This is a genomic window from Streptomyces sp. NPDC028635 (assembly GCF_040637635.1).
Lineage (GTDB): Bacteria > Actinomycetota > Actinomycetes > Streptomycetales > Streptomycetaceae > Streptomyces.
In genome coordinates, this window is sequence record NZ_JBEZWX010000023.1 from 75,751 (window position 1) to 90,858 (window position 15,108).

The 15,108-nt window shown below is 73.0% G+C and carries 14 protein-coding genes; 8 read left to right on the plus strand and 6 right to left on the minus strand.

The features are described 5' to 3' along the window. Positions 1–45: 45 nt before the first annotated feature. Together glgA and glgC are read left to right on the plus strand one after the other, a co-directional pair. Positions 46–1,218 (plus strand): glycogen synthase, encoded by a 1,173-nt coding sequence (gene glgA, locus AB0E88_RS23505; RefSeq protein ID WP_361633537.1) that lies wholly within the window; start codon positions 46–48, stop codon positions 1,216–1,218. A 50-nt stretch (positions 1,219–1,268) separates the two neighbouring features. Continuing rightward, positions 1,269–2,489 (plus strand): glucose-1-phosphate adenylyltransferase, encoded by a 1,221-nt coding sequence (gene glgC / locus AB0E88_RS23510; protein ID WP_361633540.1) that lies wholly within the window; start codon positions 1,269–1,271, stop codon positions 2,487–2,489. Positions 2,490–2,520: 31 nt separating this feature from the next. Here the strand turns inward: glgC and AB0E88_RS23515 are convergent, their stop codons facing one another. Beyond that, the gene (locus AB0E88_RS23515; protein ID WP_361633543.1) at positions 2,521–2,907 is read right to left on the minus strand and encodes a hypothetical protein; all 387 of its coding nucleotides are present in this window, start codon (positions 2,905–2,907) and stop codon (positions 2,521–2,523) included. Between the two features lie 650 nt (positions 2,908–3,557). Between AB0E88_RS23515 and AB0E88_RS23520 the strand changes: the two genes are divergently transcribed. Then, entirely contained in the window at positions 3,558–4,907 is a 1,350-nt protein-coding gene (locus AB0E88_RS23520; protein ID WP_361633546.1) for a wax ester/triacylglycerol synthase family O-acyltransferase, read from the plus strand. A gap of 104 nt (positions 4,908–5,011) precedes the next feature. Beyond that, complete coding sequence (locus AB0E88_RS23525) at positions 5,012–6,505, plus strand: SDR family NAD(P)-dependent oxidoreductase (protein WP_361633549.1); 1,494 nt, start codon at positions 5,012–5,014, stop codon at positions 6,503–6,505. 53 nt (positions 6,506–6,558) lie between these two features. Here the strand turns inward: AB0E88_RS23525 and AB0E88_RS23530 are convergent, their stop codons facing one another. Next, positions 6,559–7,008, minus strand: coding sequence for a hypothetical protein (locus AB0E88_RS23530; protein WP_361633552.1), 450 nt, complete (start codon positions 7,006–7,008; stop codon positions 6,559–6,561). A gap of 460 nt (positions 7,009–7,468) precedes the next feature. Here AB0E88_RS23530 and AB0E88_RS23535 point away from each other — a divergent pair, with 460 nt between their 5' ends. Continuing rightward, on the plus strand, positions 7,469–7,642 hold the full coding sequence (locus AB0E88_RS23535; protein ID WP_107082809.1) for a hypothetical protein: 174 nt from the start codon (positions 7,469–7,471) through the stop codon (positions 7,640–7,642). A gap of 60 nt (positions 7,643–7,702) precedes the next feature. After that, positions 7,703–8,185, plus strand: coding sequence for a GNAT family N-acetyltransferase (locus AB0E88_RS23540; protein WP_361633555.1), 483 nt, complete (start codon positions 7,703–7,705; stop codon positions 8,183–8,185). 31 nt (positions 8,186–8,216) lie between these two features. Here AB0E88_RS23540 and AB0E88_RS23545 read toward each other — a convergent pair whose 3' ends face one another. After that, on the minus strand, positions 8,217–9,506 hold the full coding sequence (locus AB0E88_RS23545; protein ID WP_361633558.1) for an MFS transporter: 1,290 nt from the start codon (positions 9,504–9,506) through the stop codon (positions 8,217–8,219). A 56-nt stretch (positions 9,507–9,562) separates the two neighbouring features. On the opposite strand from AB0E88_RS23545, the gene AB0E88_RS23550 reads away from it, so the two are divergent. Further along, positions 9,563–10,549 carry a helix-turn-helix domain-containing protein gene (locus AB0E88_RS23550; RefSeq protein WP_361633561.1) on the plus strand — a complete coding sequence of 329 codons (987 nt, stop codon included), beginning with the start codon at positions 9,563–9,565 and terminating at the stop codon, positions 10,547–10,549. A gap of 17 nt (positions 10,550–10,566) precedes the next feature. Here the strand turns inward: AB0E88_RS23550 and AB0E88_RS23555 are convergent, their stop codons facing one another. From AB0E88_RS23555 to AB0E88_RS23565, 3 genes are read right to left on the minus strand one after another with little or no spacing between them, the layout of a single operon-like run. Beyond that, positions 10,567–11,922: an amidase family protein gene (locus AB0E88_RS23555; protein ID WP_361633564.1), complete on the minus strand. Its 1,356-nt coding sequence runs from the start codon at positions 11,920–11,922 to the stop codon at positions 10,567–10,569. Positions 11,923–11,952: 30 nt separating this feature from the next. Next, positions 11,953–12,510: a hypothetical protein gene (locus AB0E88_RS23560; RefSeq protein WP_361633565.1), complete on the minus strand. Its 558-nt coding sequence runs from the start codon at positions 12,508–12,510 to the stop codon at positions 11,953–11,955. Positions 12,511–12,518: 8 nt separating this feature from the next. After that, positions 12,519–13,529: a LacI family DNA-binding transcriptional regulator gene (locus AB0E88_RS23565; protein ID WP_361633644.1), complete on the minus strand. Its 1,011-nt coding sequence runs from the start codon at positions 13,527–13,529 to the stop codon at positions 12,519–12,521. Between the two features lie 281 nt (positions 13,530–13,810). Here AB0E88_RS23565 and AB0E88_RS23570 point away from each other — a divergent pair, with 281 nt between their 5' ends. Beyond that, entirely contained in the window at positions 13,811–15,103 is a 1,293-nt protein-coding gene (locus tag AB0E88_RS23570) for a sugar ABC transporter substrate-binding protein (protein ID WP_361633568.1), read from the plus strand. Positions 15,104–15,108: the final 5 nt, after the last annotated feature.

A 15,108-nucleotide genomic window follows, 5' to 3' on the forward strand; every position in this document is an offset into this window, starting at 1 on the left:
AAGGAGACCGTTGGGCATCTACCGCCGAGCACAGGGGGTCGACGGGTGCGAGTGGGACTGCTGACCCGGGAGTACCCCCCGGACGTGTACGGCGGCGCGGGTGTCCACGTGGAGTTCCTGGCCCGCGAACTGGCCCCCCTGGTCGATCTCGACGTGCACTGCTGGGGCGAGGGCTCGAGCGCGGACAAGGCGGCCGGCGTCCAGCGACACCGCTCCTGGTCCCGCCTCGACGACGCCAACGACGCACTGCGCACCTTCTCCGTCGACCTGTCGATGGCCGCCGCCCTGCAGGGCCGCGACCTCGTCCACTCGCACACCTGGTACGCCAACCTCGGCGGCCACCTCGCGAAGCTGCTGTACGGCGTCCCGCACGTGGTGACCGCGCACTCGCTGGAACCGCTGCGCCCGTGGAAGGCCGAGCAGCTCGGCGGCGGCTACGCGCTCTCCGGCTGGGCCGAGCGCACCGCCGTCGAGGCCGCCGACGCGGTGATCGCCGTCTCCGGTGCCATGCGCGAGGACATCCTCGCCTGCTACCCGGCGCTCGATCCGGCCCGGGTGCACATCGTCCACAACGGCATCGACACCGCGCTGTACCGGCCCGACCCGGGTACCGACGCCCTGGTCAGGGCCGGTGTCGACCCGCGGCGCCCGTACGTCCTGTTCGTCGGCCGCATCACCCGGCAGAAGGGCGTCCCGCACCTGCTGCGGGCCGTGCGCGACATCGACCGGGGCGCGCAGGTCGTGCTGTGCGCGGGCGCGCCGGACACGCCGGAGATCGACCGGGAGTTCCGCACGCTGTACGAGGAGCTGAGCGCCGTACGCGACGGGGTGCACTGGATCCCCCGCATGCTGCCGCGCCCCGAGGTGATCCAGCTGCTCACCCACGCGGCGGCCTTCGTCTGCCCGTCGGTGTACGAGCCGCTCGGCATCGTGAACCTCGAGGCGATGGCGTGCGGCACGCCGGTGGTCGCCTCCCGGGTCGGCGGCATCCCCGAAGTCGTCGAAGACGGCGAGAGCGGGGTACTCGTCGACGTGGACGAACACTTCGAGTCGCGTCTCGCCCGCGCGCTGGACGGTGTCCTCGCGGATCCGGCGGCCGCCCGGCGGATGGGTGAGGCGGGGCGCGAGCGGGCGGTCACCCGGTTCGGCTGGGACGCGGTCGCCCGGCGCACGGTACGGCTCTACGAGGAGATTCTCGGCCGCGCCAAACAGGCGTAACGCGCCCTGACCAGGGGCAGGCATCGGTCAACCAGGTGAGGGGAGCGGCCATGCGTCGTGGTGGTCCTTCGGTGCTCGGCATCGTGCTCGCGGGCGGAGAGGGCAAGCGCCTGATGCCCCTGACCGCCGATCGCGCCAAACCGGCGGTCACCTTCGGCGGGACGTACCGCCTCGTCGACTTCGTGCTGTCCAACCTCGTCAACGGCGACATCCTGCGCATCTGCGTGCTGACCCAGTACAAGTCGCACTCGCTGGACCGGCACATCACCACGACCTGGCGGATGTCCAGCCTGCTCGGCAACTACGTCACACCGGTCCCCGCCCAGCAGCGCCTCGGCCCGCGCTGGTACCTGGGCAGCGCCGACGCGATCCTGCAGTCGCTGAACCTGATCCACGACGAGCAGCCGGAGTACGTCGCCGTGTTCGGCGCCGACCACGTCTACCGGATGGACCCGCGCCAGATGCTCGCCCAGCACATCGAGGGCGGCGCGGGCGTCACGGTGGCGGGGATCCGGGTGCCGCGCAGCGAGTCCTCGTCGTTCGGCGTGATCACACCCGGGTCGGACGGCCGGACGGTGCAACGCTTCCTGGAGAAGCCCGCCGACCCGCCGGGCCTGGCGGACGACCCGGCGTGCGTGTTCGCGTCGATGGGCAACTACATCTTCACCACCAAGGCGCTGATCGAGGCCCTGCACCGGGACGCCGAGGACGAACGCTCCGTGCACGACATGGGCGGTTCGATCCTGCCCCAGCTCACCGAGCGCGGTGAGGCGCAGCTGTACGACTTCAGCGCCAACCACGTTCCCGGCGAGACCAGCCGCGACCAGGGCTACTGGCGGGACGTGGGCACCCTGGACGCGTACTACGAGGCGCACATGGACCTCATCGCCGAGCGTCCCGCGTTCAACCTCTACAACCGCCACTGGCCCATCTACACCCACTCCACCGACCTGTCGCCGGCCCGCTTCAACGCCGGCGGCATAGCCGGCGAGTCGATCATCAGTGCGGGGTGCCTGATCCGCGGCCAGGTCACCCGGTCCGTGCTGTCCCCGGGGGTGGTGGTCGACCCGGGTGCCGTGGTGCAGGGGTCGGTGCTGCACGACAACGTGCACGTCGGCCGGGGCGCGATCGTGCGCGGCGCGATCCTCGACAAGAACGTGGAGGTCCCTCCGGGCGCCACCATCGGCGTCAACCCGAGCCGGGACGCGGAGCTGTACACCGTCTCCAAGAGCGGGGTGATCGCCCTCGGGAAGGGCCAGCGGGTGTCGTGACCTGCGGGGCGCTCGGCCGTCGGCCTCGTGCTCAGCCCTTGGCCTCCTGCATCGCTCGGAAGTTCTTCATGATGGCCTCGCTGGTGGGGGCCACCTCGCGGGTCGGGCTGAACTGCAGGGCCTCGGTGCCCGGCGCGGTGCGTACGGGGACGTGCCCGGGCGGTGCGTAGTACGCGTCGCCCTCCTCGTAGACCTCGTCGTGGTCCGCGTAGTGGAAGACCAGCTGCCCCTTGAACACATAGCCCCAGTGCGGGCACTGGCACCGGTCGTCGGGCAGTCCCCGCAGCAGCGGCGTGTGATCGACGTTCTCGCGGAAGGTGATGAAGTCGACCGTGTAGTCGTCCAACTCCTCGGACCGGTCGAGAACGATTCCGAAGTCGCCGCCCTGGGAGGCCGTCTCCCTGGATACCTTCGACATCTCCCTCGCCCCTTTCTGCGGAGGGTGCCGTCGCAGCGGACTCGCGCGGCACAGGGTGACGCCTCCATTCTTCGCCGCCGGTGACGAGCGGGCCACTCGCCCTCTGCGGCTCCGTCCGATGGTCCGCACGGCTGTCCGGCCCGGCCCCTTCCCGATGGTGAACGCGCCCCGCTCGGCGGCGAGTACGGCGCTGCCGAGCCACGCTGCGGTCGGCTGCGATCCGCCCGGCCCTGGGCCCGCGGCGATGCCCGTGACCGCGGGCCGACCCGGGCTGGGGCGATGTCGCCGACCGGCTTGATCGAGTGCAGCGGGTCCGCGGTGGCCAGATCGGCGGCGTCGGCGTCGTAGTGGTCGTACCAGGGCAGGGCCACGGACGAGGGCCGCGGTGCGGCGGGGAGCCGAACCGGCCACCGGTCCCGACCGCCGTCCCGGTCGGCCCCCGGTCGGCCCGCGGCCGTCCGGGTGGGGTGTGGGGCCGCGGATGCGCCTGCCGCGGCCAACCGACCTCAGTCGTCCCATGAGTCCCCTGCCTCGCTTGAGCGGCGGGACTTAATCTGCTGTTAACTGAGCGTAGCCTGATCGTACTTGACCGTAATCGGGTGCAGGGGTTTGACTGCTGGTTCATCCGTCCGTCGACGCGAGGCAAGCCCTTGACTTCTGATCTGCTCGCACCCCTCGACCTGGCGTTCTGGAACATCGAGTCCCCCGAGCATCCCATGCACCTGGGCGCCCTCGGCATCTTCTCCGCCCACTCGCCGACCGCGGGCGCGCACGCGGCCGACCTGCTCGCCGCGCGTGCGGCGGCCGTGCCCGGGCTGCGCATGCGGATCCGCGACGTGTGGCAACCGTTGCGGGCACGCTCACCGTTCTCCTTCGGCGGAGCCGTCCGCGAACCCGTGCCCGACTTCGACCCGCTCGACCACATCCGGCTGCACGCGCCCACCGCCGACTTCCACGCCGAGGCCGGCCGGCTCATGGAGCGCCCGCTGGAACGCGACCGGCCGCCGTGGGAGGCGCATGTGCTGCCCGGCGCCGACGGGGTGTCGTTCGCGGTGCTGTTCAAGTTCCACCACGCCCTGGCCGACGGACTGCGGGCGCTCGGGCTGGCCGCCGCCATCCTCGACCCGATCGAGATGCCCGAGGCCCGGCCCCGCCCCGCGGAGCCGCCGCGCGCACTGCTGCCCGACGTGCGCCGGCTGCCCTCGCTGGTGCGCGGCGCGGTGTCCGGTGCGCTGTCCGACGTCGGCCGCGCCCTCGACATCGGTGCCTCGGTGGCCGCGTCCACGCTCGCCGTGCGCAGCACGCCGGCGCTGACCGCCGAGCCGTCGGGCACCCGCCGCACGGCCGGCGTGATCATCGACCTGGACGACGTGCACCGCGTCCGCAAGACCGTCGGCGGCACCGTCAACGACGTGCTGATCGCGGTCGTCGCCGGGGCGCTGCGCACCTGGCTCGACGAGCGCGGCGACGGCAGCGAGGGTGTCGCGCCCCGCGCCCTGATCCCGGTGTCCAAACGCCGCCCGCGCACCGCCCACCCGCAGGGCAACCGGCTCTCCGGGTATCTGATACGGCTCCCGGTCGGCGAGAGCGACCCGCTGGGCCGGCTCGCCGCGGTCCGCGTCGCCATGGACCGCAACAAGGACGCCGGCCCGGGCCGGGGCGCCGGCGCGGTCGCGCTGCTCGCCGACCACGTCCCGGCGCTCGGTCACCGCATCGGCGGGCCGCTGGTCTCGCAGGCCGCCCGGCTGTGGTTCGACATCCTGGTCACCAGCGTGCCGCTGCCCAGCCTCGGTCTGAAGCTCGGCGGGAACCCGCTCACCGCGGTCCACCCGCTCGCGCCGCTGGCCCGGGGCCAGTCCCTGGCGGTCGCGGTCTCGACGTACCAGGGCCGCGTCCACTACGGCCTCGTCGCGGACGCCGCGGCCGTACCGGATCTCGACCGGTTCGCGGCGGCCCTGTCCCGGGAGGTGGAGACACTGCTCACAGCGTGCGCCGACTGAGCCCGAACGGTTTGGTCCCCGGGTACGGCGCTCCGTTAGAATTCCGCGTTCGAAAGCGGGCGCGGTCGGAGCGCCGCGGGACCAGACCAGGGATCGGCAGCGCGATGACGGTGACAGAGGACGGCTCGGCGACCACGGACGAGGTCGTGTACGGGCCCGGCATCGACCCCGAGCGCCTGGCCGTGTGCCTGAGCGTGCTGGAGGAGCTCGACCGGATCGACGTCGACCACCCCGACGCGATCGCCGTGCGCCGGGCGACCTCGCACATCTACCGCACGGTCAAGCAGCGCCGCCGCCAGGAGCGCCGCGCCGCCAAGACCGCTCACGACCGCGCGGTCACCGAGGCCACCGCGACCGGCTCCGCCGAGCGCATCGACGACGAGACCGAGGGCATCCTGCCGTCCTCCAAGGTCGAGCCCGGCCGGATCGCGGGGATACTCCAGCGCCCCCGCTCCTGCTACACCTGCAAGAAGCGCTACGTCGAGGTCGACTACTTCTACCACCAGCTCTGCCAGGAGTGCGCCGCCCTCAACCGCGCCAAGCGCGACGTCCGCGCCGACCTCGCCGGCAAGCGGGCCCTGCTCACCGGCGGCCGCGCCAAGATCGGCATGTACATCGCGCTGCGGCTGCTGCGCGACGGCGCCCACACCACGATCACCACGCGTTTCCCCAAGGACGCCATCCGCCGCTTCAAGGCGATGGAGGACTCGGCGGACTGGCTGCACCGCCTCGAGGTCGTCGGCATCGACCTGCGCGACCCGGCGCAGGCCGTGGCCCTGGCCGAGCAGGTCACCGAGAACGGCCCGCTCGACATCCTCATCAACAACGCGACGCAGACCGTACGCCGCCTGCCCTCCGCGTACGCGGCGCTCGTCGAGGGCGAGAGCGCCCCGCTGCCCGCCGGAGAGCTCCCCGCCCACCACGTGATCGGCGCCTTCAACTCCGGCGCGGTCGACGGCATCGCGGCGCTGCCCGTCGGCACCAGCGGCCTGGACGCGCAGAAGGTCGCCGACCTCGCGCTCGTCGCGGGCAACGCCAGCGTCGCCCGCCACCTGGACGGCACCGCCATCGACGCCGGCGGTCTCGTCCCGGACGTCGTCGACACCAACACCTGGGTGCAGACCATCGACCAGATCTCCCCGGTGGAGCTGCTCGAGACCCAGCTGTGCAACTACACCTCCCCGTTCATCCTGATCAGCGCGCTGCGCCCGGCGATGGCGGACGCGGCGAAGAAGGCGGCCAGCGGCCGGGCGTACGTCGTCAACGTCTCCGCGATGGAGGGCGTCTTCAACCGCGGCTACAAGGGCGCCGGGCACCCGAACACCAACGCCGCGAAGGCCGCCATGAACATGGTCACGCGGACCAGTGCCCAGGAGATGTTCGACTCCGACGGCATCCTCATGACCTCCGTCGACACCGGCTGGATCACCGACGAGCGCCCGCACTACGACAAGCTGCGCCTGGCCGAGGCCGGTTTCCACGCGCCCCTCGACCTGGTCGACGGCGCGGCCCGGGTGTACGACCCGATCGTGCGCGGCGAGGCGGGCGAGGACCTGTACGGCGTCTTCCTGAAGGACTACGCGCCGGGCAAGTGGTGACGGCGCGTCCCGGCCGAGGGTTCTCGCCGGGTGCCGGTCGCCGTGCCCGCCGTTCAGTCGACGGCGCCGCTGCGGGCGTGGTGTCCGGCGAGCAGTTCCAGCACCGTGCGCCAGTCCTCCAGGACCCCGCCGTCGAGGGCGTCGGTGCGCGCCTCCTCGTCGGCCTGACGCAGGGCGAGCAGTGCGTCGTCCGCGGCGGCCCTCTCGCACGGGGCCGCGCGCACCAGTTCGTGGACGCGTTCGCCGAGCAGTGAGCGCACGGCCCCGGCCGCACGTTCGGCGCCGCCGGTGGCGTCCCCGGGGCGCAGCAAGCGTCCCACGGCCAGCACCAGTCCGGCGACCTGGAGCTCCTTGTCGGCGGGCCGGCGCCGGCGCAGCAGCGCCGCGGTGCGCAGGGCGCGGTCGTGCAGATCGGCCGCGGCGGCGGCGCGCGCCGGCAGGTCCCGCACGCCCCGGCAGGCGTACAGCAGATCCATCAGCTCCTCGACGCTGCGCAGTTCCATGCCTCTGTCCTCCCGCGAGACAGCCGGTGCCGGCACACCAGCAGAGCACCGCCGGCTTATCGATCGGCCAACGGCACTTGAACTGCGGGCCGAAGTCGAAGACCCGCGCGGGAACATAGGCCGATCGAGTGACAGACAAAAGGCATCAAACCGGTCAAAAGGGTTCAATTCCCTAGTGGGGACATGTGCGTGACTTGCCATGGTTACCCCAAATTTTCAGCCCCATCGAGCGGGGCCCCGCTCATTTGGTTAATCTGTAGCGGACGGACAGCAGAACGGGGTCCCACCCACACCCATCGTCCGTCATGGGGCACGCCGGTCCACCTCGGCCTGGTCCACTGTGAGTTGTCGACGCCACCGCGTCCGAACGCCTTGAGACAGACCCGAGCGGGCGTCGAAGGACAGGCCGGAGTATGGCCCGTACGCCCCCCCCGGGTGACCGACACATAAGGAGTGCGCGGTGACACCAGAGAAGACGAATCGCGAGCAGCGCCCCAAGGAACGCACGGAGCGCGCCGGCCGCCGGCCCGGAGAGATCGGCAGCCTCGACGTGTGGGCCCGGTCCGCCCCCATCCGCCTCGCCGGATACGAGGACGACCTCGCCGAGCCGCACATCCTGCCCAGCGTGGACTGACCCGTTCCGGGGCAGGACCATCGCGATCGCCGACCGCATGGGCGTGCCACACTCACGCCCATGCTGATCAGAGAAGCCGCGGCCGAGGACTGGCCGCAGATCTGGCCGTTCTGGCACCGCATCGTCGCCGCCGCCGAGACCTACGCCTGGGACCCGGACACCACCGAGGAAGCGGCCCGCGCCCTGTGGATGAGCCCGGCCAAACGCGTCTACGTCGCCGAGGACGAGACCGGTGCCGTCGTCGGCTCCGCCTATCTGACGCCCAACTACGGCGGCCCGGCCGCGCGCATCGCCAACGCCGGCTTCATGGTCGACCCCGGCCGGGGTGGCCGCGGCATCGGCCGCGCCCTCGCCGGGCACATCCTGGCCGAGGCCAGGGCTCACGGCTACCGGGGCATGGTCTTCAACGCCGTCGTCGAGACGAACCCGGCCGTCGGGCTGTGGCAGTCCCTCGGGTTCACGATCCTGGGCACCGTCCCGGAGGCGTTCGAACACCCCCGGCACGGGCTGGTGGGACTGCACATCATGTACAAGGCGCTGTAGCCGGCCCGGTCCGTCGGCGCCCGCCGTGCCCTCAGCGGGCCCCGGCCGACTCCCCGCGCCAGTCGCCGTCCCGGTGGGCCCAGCGCACCGCGGGCGTCACCGCGAGCCCGGCCAGCGCGAACAGGACGCCCAACACCGCCCAGCCCAGCGCCCCGTGGGCGATCGCGGTGACCGTCACCAACGCCGGGCCCGCCATCATGCCCGCCGACATGCCCGCACCGAAGACGCCCTGGTAGACGCCGTGCGCGCGGGCGTCGGCGAGTTCGTAGCCGAGGGTCCAGCCGCCGGCCGCCGACAGCACCTCGGCGAAGACCTGCACCACCGAGCCGGCGATCAGCGCGCACACCGCCCACAGGGGCGAGAGTCCCGCGGACAGGGCGTAGACCGCGCAGGCCACGGCCAGCAGCAGGCCCGACCAGGCCATCGCCCGCACCGCGGCCGGCACCCGCGCCGTGCGCCGGGCCACCCGCACCTGGAGCAGCGCCACCAGCACACAGTTGACGATCATCAGCAGTGCCGCGGTCCAGCGCGGCGCGCCGGTCCGCTCCACGATCCACAGCGGCAGCCCCACCTCGGACAGCGAGTACTGCACGACGAGGACCGCGTTCAGCACCGTCACCGCCAGGAACGGCAGGTCGCGCACCGCCCGCCACGGGCCGGCCGCCTGCGCACCGGCCTCCGGTTCCCGGCGCCCGGCGACGTGCGCGGCCAGCGGCAGCCGCGGCACCAGCAGGGCGGGCCCGGCGAACGACAACGCGTTCAGCACGATCACGGTCAGGTACGCGGCCCGCGAGTCCAGTTGCAGCGCGACGGCGCCGAGCGCGCCGCCCGCCCCCATGCCGACGTTCGTCACCATCCGCAGATACGCCCGGGCCTCCACCCGGGTCGCCGCCGGCAGCACGTCAGCGTACAGCGCGCCCTGCACCCCACGGCTCGCCATCTGCAACCCCGTCGCCACGACCACCGCGACGAGGAAGCCGGCATAGGAGTGCACCAGCGTGTACGCGGCCGTCGCCAGCCCCGTACCGCCCCACAGCAGCGCCCCGACCCGCCGGGATCCCCACCGGTCCGCCGCCCGCCCGGCCGGCACCCCGGCCGCCACACCGACCAGTCCGGCGACCGTCATGCCGACGCCGACCGCGGTGGCCTCCAGGCCGACGATGCGGGTGAAGTACAGGACGCCGAGGGGGAAGTACAGGCCGTTGCCCAGGGAGTTGACGGCCGTCAGCACGGTGGCCAGGCGGAGCGCCGGATCGGCCGGCAGCAGTCCGCCGGCCCGGGTGGCGCGGCCGGTCTGCGGTACGGGTCGTGTCGTGGTCATGCACATCAGGCAACCCGGTCGCCGGTTCCCCGGACATTGATTTAGCGTGGCGCTCAATGATCGAGTTCCGTTTCGGCATCGGCGACCTCGCCACGACGTCCTTCGCGTACTCCCCGCTGCAGGAGGCGGTGTTCTCGCTGCGCTGCCTGCACGACCCGGCGCGCTATCCGCACCACCGGCCGTGGCTGCGCCGGATCCGGCCGCGCCTGGCCGCCCTCGACCACGAGATGCTGACCGCCCTGTCCGCGCCCTGGCTGTGGGTGCCGGACTTCCTCACCCCGCGGCCCTCCCGCGCCCGCCCTTCCGTCACCGACGAACTCGCCCTGCTCCGCCGCACACCCCCGGACGTCGTCGCCGCCGACTTCCGCGCCACCTACCGCACCGCCGACGCGCTGCCCGAGGTCGTGGCGCGCGGCCTGACGGACCCGCGGGCCCTGCTGGAACGGGTCGTCGACGCCCTTGAGGGCTATTGGCACACATGCCTCGCCGACGCCTGGTGGCCGCGGGCCCAGGCCGTCCTCGAGGCGGATCTCGCCCACCGGGGCAGGGTGCTCGCCGAACAGGGGCCGGGCGCGATGCTGTCCGGGCTGGACGACCGGCTCAGCTGGGACGACGGCCGACTGCGGCTGTCCACCCGGCACTTCATGATCCCGGCGCCGTGGACCGACGTCGTCGGCATCGCCGGGCGCGGGATGGTGCTGCTGCCCACGCTGTTCGCCCGGGGCGCCCAGCCCACGATCGATCCGTCCCGGCCGCCGGTCCTGGCCTATCCGGCCCGAGGCCGCGCCACCCTCTCCGAGCAGCCCCCACCGGTCACCGACGACGCGCTCGGCCGCCTCCTCGGCCGCCCCCGCGCCCGCCTGCTGCTCCTGCTCGCCGAACCCGCCTCCACCACGGAACTGGCCCACCGCCTCGGCGTCACCCCGGGCGCGATCAGCCAGCACCTCACGGTCCTCTACGACGCGGGCCTGCTCACCCGCACCCGCGCCGGCCGCAGGGTCCACTACGCCCGCACCCCGCTCGGGGACGACCTGTGCCGCTAGGCCGGCAGACAGGCTCCCTAAGCCCCGGCCCCCTTCAGCGGCGCCGTCCGCCGCCACGGCAGCAGACCCTCCAACTGTGCTGCCAGCTCCAGGAGTTCGGGCTCCGAACCGGGCCGCCCCACCAGCTGCACGGCGGTCGGGGCGCCCGAAGGCAGGGTGCCGAGCGGGACCGTCGCGGCCGGCCAGCCGGTGAGATTCCACGGTGGGGTGAACGGCGAACAGGCGGTGTCGGCGGCGATGTTGCGCAGCCAGCCCCGCTCGTGCCAGGGCGCCGCCTCGGGGGAGCGGCGCGCCAGCGCGGGCGTGAGCAGCACGTCGTACCGCGCGAAGAACGGCTCCAGCCGCTCGGCCAGCTGCTCCCGGCTCCGCCCGGTGCGGGCGGTGTTCAGGAAGCGGCGGCCGACGGCCGCGTGGACGCGGGTACGGCGGGTCAGCAGCCGCCGGTCCAGGGCGGCCGCGTCGACGGCGGTGCCCGCCGTCCAGTGCGTCAGCGCCGTCACCCCGAGCGAGAGGGGATACGGCGGCTCGGCGCGCCGTACCGTGTGCCCGGCGCGCGCCAGCAGCCCGGCCGCCGCACGCGCCGCCGCCCTGTACGGCGAGGTCACCGCGACCCCGGCGAGCGGGCTGCGCAGGGAGACGGCGATGCGGCGGGCGCCGGGCGCGGCAGGGCGTAGAGCGCCGGAGCCGGACAGGACGGACAGGGCCAGGCGGACGTCCTCGACCGTCGTGGCCAGCGGGCCGTTCTCCGCCATGCCGAACCAGTCGCCCTCGCCGATGCCGGCCGGGACCACGCCGCGCCCCGGCTTGATCGTGACCAGGCCGCAGGTGGCGGCCGGGATGCGCAGCGAGCCCATGCCGTCGTTGCCGAGCGCCAGCGGCACGAACCCGGCGGCGACCGCGGCCGCGCTGCCGCCCGAGGAGCCGCCCGCCGAGCGGGAGGTGTCCCACGGGTTGCGGGAGGCGCCGTGCACCCCTTCCGTCGTACCGAAGACGCACAGCTCGGGCACGTTCGTCAGCCCCACCACGACGGCGCCCGCCGCGCGGAGGCGGGCCACCGTGACATGGTCGGCCTCCGCCGGGGTGTCCGGGGTCGCGGCCGAACCCACGCGCATCGACTCGCCGCGCACGGCGAGGTTGTCCTTCACCGCCAACGGCACCCCGGCGAGGGGGAGTTCCGCGAGGTCGCCCCGGGCGCCGACGGCCTCGGCCTCGGCGAGCGCCGCCTCGGCACGCACCGTACGGAAGGCGCCGATCGTCCCGTCCAGCCGGTCGATCCGGGCGAGATGTTCGGCCACCACCTCGCGCGGCGTGGCCCGCTTGTCACGGACGGCGGCGGCGATCTCTGCGGCGGACAGACCGGCCCAGCTGGTCACGGGCAGCTCCTCGACATCGGGCGGCGGCGATTACCGGCGAGTAGTGGGTGCGCAGCACACACTGTGCCCTGCCGGGCGCCACACGTCGAGGGGCCGCACGCGCTCAACCGGGTGCCGGGACTCCGCTTCGCGCGGACCGATCCGGCCGGGTCGGGGCGCGCAGTCGTCCGGCAGCAGGTCCGCGATCCGCTGCCGCTCCGCCTCGCCGGGTGCGTCCTCGCGGGCCGGCCGCAGCAGCCCCAGGTGCGCCTCCGCCTCTTCCCGCAGGGCCGGCAGATGCTCGGCGGCGTCGATCCGCACACCGACGGGAGCCCGCGCCTCGCGCAGGACGGCCCGAAGGATCTGCCGTGCCGTACCGCGCGCCTCCCGCCGGCGCGCCGGCCGCGCCGATGCCCCGACCCGCCGCCGTGCGTCGGCCCGCTCGTCCTCCGGCACCCGCCGGTAGGCGGCCACGGCCTCGGCCCCGAGGTCCAGTTCCTCCCAGGCGGCGGCCACGGCCGCGTGGGCCGCGGGGTCCGTGGTGTGCGGACCCGAGAGGTCCCGGAGGAGACGGCGCCCCTGCTCGCAGACGATCTGACGGAGGTTCATCGGAGCGGTCACGTCCGCCGGGCCGCCCCCGTGCTGTCCCGTTCGATCAACCGCGGTACCGGCACCCGCACGGTCCGCGCCGGGCCTCCGTCCAGCAGTGCGAGCAGTTCGCGGGCCGCCGTGCGGCCGAACTCCACGCTGTCCCGGGACAGCGCCGACAGCCACGGCTTGACCAGCCGGCACAGCGCCGAGTCCTCCCAGGACACCACCGACACGTCCCCGGGCACCGCGCGGCCCAGGCCCGTCGCGGCCGCGATCCCGGCGACGGCCATCACGTCGTTGTCGTAGATCAGGGCGGTCGGCGCGGGGGAGCGCTCCAGCACCCGGCGGGTCACCGCGGCGCCCTCCGCGTCGGAGTAGTCCGTGGTCACCGACTCCACGCCGGTCAGGCCCCGCCGCCGCGCCTCGGCGCGCAGCGTGCGCACCCGGCGCTCGGTGTGCGCGAGCCCCGGCAGCCCGGCGATGTGCACGATCCGCCGGTGGCCCAGCGCGTACAGGCGGTCCACCACCGACGCCATCGCCCCGGCGTCGTCCGCCCACACCGAGGACAGCCCCGGGTGCCGGTCGTCCGGCGCGCCGCCGATCACCACGGCGGGCAGCCCCAGTTCGTCCAGCAGGCCGGGCCGCGGATCGTCGCTGCGCGGGTCGACGACCAGCACGCCGTCCACCCGGTGTTCGGCCCACCAGCGGCGGTAGACCGCGCACTCCTCGCCGACGTCCTGGGCCACCTGGAACAGCAGCCCCAGATGGCGTTCGGCCAGCACCTCCTGGATGCCGGAGACCAGCTGGAGGAAGAAGGAGTCCACGCCGAGGGTGTCGGCGGAGCGGGCCAGCACGAAGCCGACTGTCGCCGCGCCCTCGCCGGACAGCGCGCGGGCCGCCGTGCTGGGCCGCCAGCCCAGCTGTTCGGCGACCCGGCGCACCCGGTCCCGGGTGACCTCCGAGACGCCGGGGCGGCCGTTGAGCGCGAAGGAGACCGCGCTCTCGGAGACACCGGCGCGCCGCGCGATGTCCTTCATCGTCGGCCGGCGCGCCGGCACCCGCTTGCCCGACAACCCCTGCCCCCTTCGGAAACAGCCGATGCACTAATGCGCTTGAGTGCGAACAGGCTAAAGCGCATTAGCGATCGGCCGCAAGAGATCGTTGTCAAACCCGCTGACCTGCCCGAACGAGCAACTAAAGACATTAGTTGGGGTGAATCCATTGACGTCGTCGGGAATCGGCGGGCAAGGTCTGCCCCGGCGCCATCGGCCGGCCGTCCACCCCACCGCACACCGTTCTCGACAAGGAGCACACCGTCGTGCGCATCTCCCGCAGAACCTTCGCCGCCGCCGCTGCCGCCGTCGTCCTGTTGCCGCTGAGCGCCTGTGGCGGCGGCGGTGACGACGGCGGCTCGGACGACGCCTCGGGCAAGGTCCAGGGCGACATCACGTTCCAGACCTGGAACCTGAAGGCCAACTTCAAGGACTACTTCGAGGGCGTCGTCGCCGAGTTCGAGAAGAAGTACCCGGGCACGCACGTCAAGTGGATCGACCAGCCCGCCGAGGGCTACGCCGACAAGATCAGCGCCGACGCGGGCGGAGGCACCCTGCCCGACGTCGTCAACGTCTCCCCGGATCTGGTCGCGCCGCTCGCCAAGGCCGGCCTCGCGCTCGACCTGGACAAGGCGGCCGGGCAGTACAAGAAGGAGTACCTGGACGGCGCGTGGGCGAGCCACCAGGTCCCGGGCCTCGGCGGAACGTACGCCTTCCCGTGGTACCTGAACACCGGGCCCCTGTTCTACAACAAGTCCCTGTTCACCAAGGCCGGACTCGACCCGAACAAGCCGCCGAAGACCTACGCCGAACTCTTCGCGGACGCGCTCCAGATGGCCGACCGGACCGACGGCAGGGTCGCCACCCTCGCCAACGTCCCCACGATCGAGGACTTCGGCCGTTACGGCGTCGAACTGATGAACAAGGAAGGCACCGCCTTCACCTTCAACGACGCCAAGGGCGTCGAACTCCTCACCAAGTACAAGGAGTTGTACGACGCGAAGGCGCTCGACCCGCAGGCGCTGACCGCCACCCCGGAGTCGTCCGGGAAGAAGTTCCTCACCGGGGCCGTCGCCATGAACCCGGGCAGCGCCCTCGACCTCGACAACTTCAAGAAGAACGCGCCGAACCTGTACCGGAACATCGGCATCACCGACCAGATCACCAGCACCGGGCACGCCAACATGTACGTGATGGGCGTGATGGTCAACGCGCAGACCAGGAAGAAGCCCGCCGCGATCGCCTTCGCGCACTTCGTCACCGACGCCGCGCACCAGATGTCCTTCGCCAAGAAGGTCGCCATCTTCCCCTCCACCGCCGGCTCGCTCGACGACCCGTACTTCACCCGGCAGGACGGCACCGACGTCACCCGGGTGCGCATCGCCGCCGCCCAGTCGCTGAAGAGCGCCGTCAACTACACGCCGGTGCTGTTCAGCGACCAGATGAAGACCGCGCTGCGCAACGAGGTCGCCAAGGCGCTCCAGGGCAAGCAGAGCCCCCAGGACGCGCTGGACAACGCTGTCAAGCAGTGCGACACACTGCTGAAGCAGCAGGGCTGACGCAC

Excerpts from the sequence above, each read along its gene's own strand:
- AB0E88_RS23515 (WP_361633543.1), bottom strand. The coding sequence starts at position 2,907 with ATGTCGAAGGTATCCAGGGAGACGGCCTCCCAGGGCGGCGACTTCGGA.
- AB0E88_RS23565 (WP_361633644.1), bottom strand. The coding sequence starts at position 13,529 with ATGAAGGACATCGCGCGGCGCGCCGGTGTCTCCGAGAGCGCGGTCTCC.
- AB0E88_RS23525 (WP_361633549.1), top strand. The coding sequence starts at position 5,012 with ATGACGGTGACAGAGGACGGCTCGGCGACCACGGACGAGGTCGTGTAC.
- AB0E88_RS23540 (WP_361633555.1), top strand. The coding sequence starts at position 7,703 with ATGCTGATCAGAGAAGCCGCGGCCGAGGACTGGCCGCAGATCTGGCCG.
- AB0E88_RS23530 (WP_361633552.1), bottom strand. The coding sequence starts at position 7,008 with ATGGAACTGCGCAGCGTCGAGGAGCTGATGGATCTGCTGTACGCCTGC.
- AB0E88_RS23545 (WP_361633558.1), bottom strand. The coding sequence starts at position 9,506 with ATGACCACGACACGACCCGTACCGCAGACCGGCCGCGCCACCCGGGCC.
- glgC (WP_361633540.1), top strand. The coding sequence starts at position 1,269 with ATGCGTCGTGGTGGTCCTTCGGTGCTCGGCATCGTGCTCGCGGGCGGA.
- AB0E88_RS23550 (WP_361633561.1), top strand. The coding sequence starts at position 9,563 with ATGATCGAGTTCCGTTTCGGCATCGGCGACCTCGCCACGACGTCCTTC.
- AB0E88_RS23560 (WP_361633565.1), bottom strand. The coding sequence starts at position 12,510 with ATGAACCTCCGTCAGATCGTCTGCGAGCAGGGGCGCCGTCTCCTCCGG.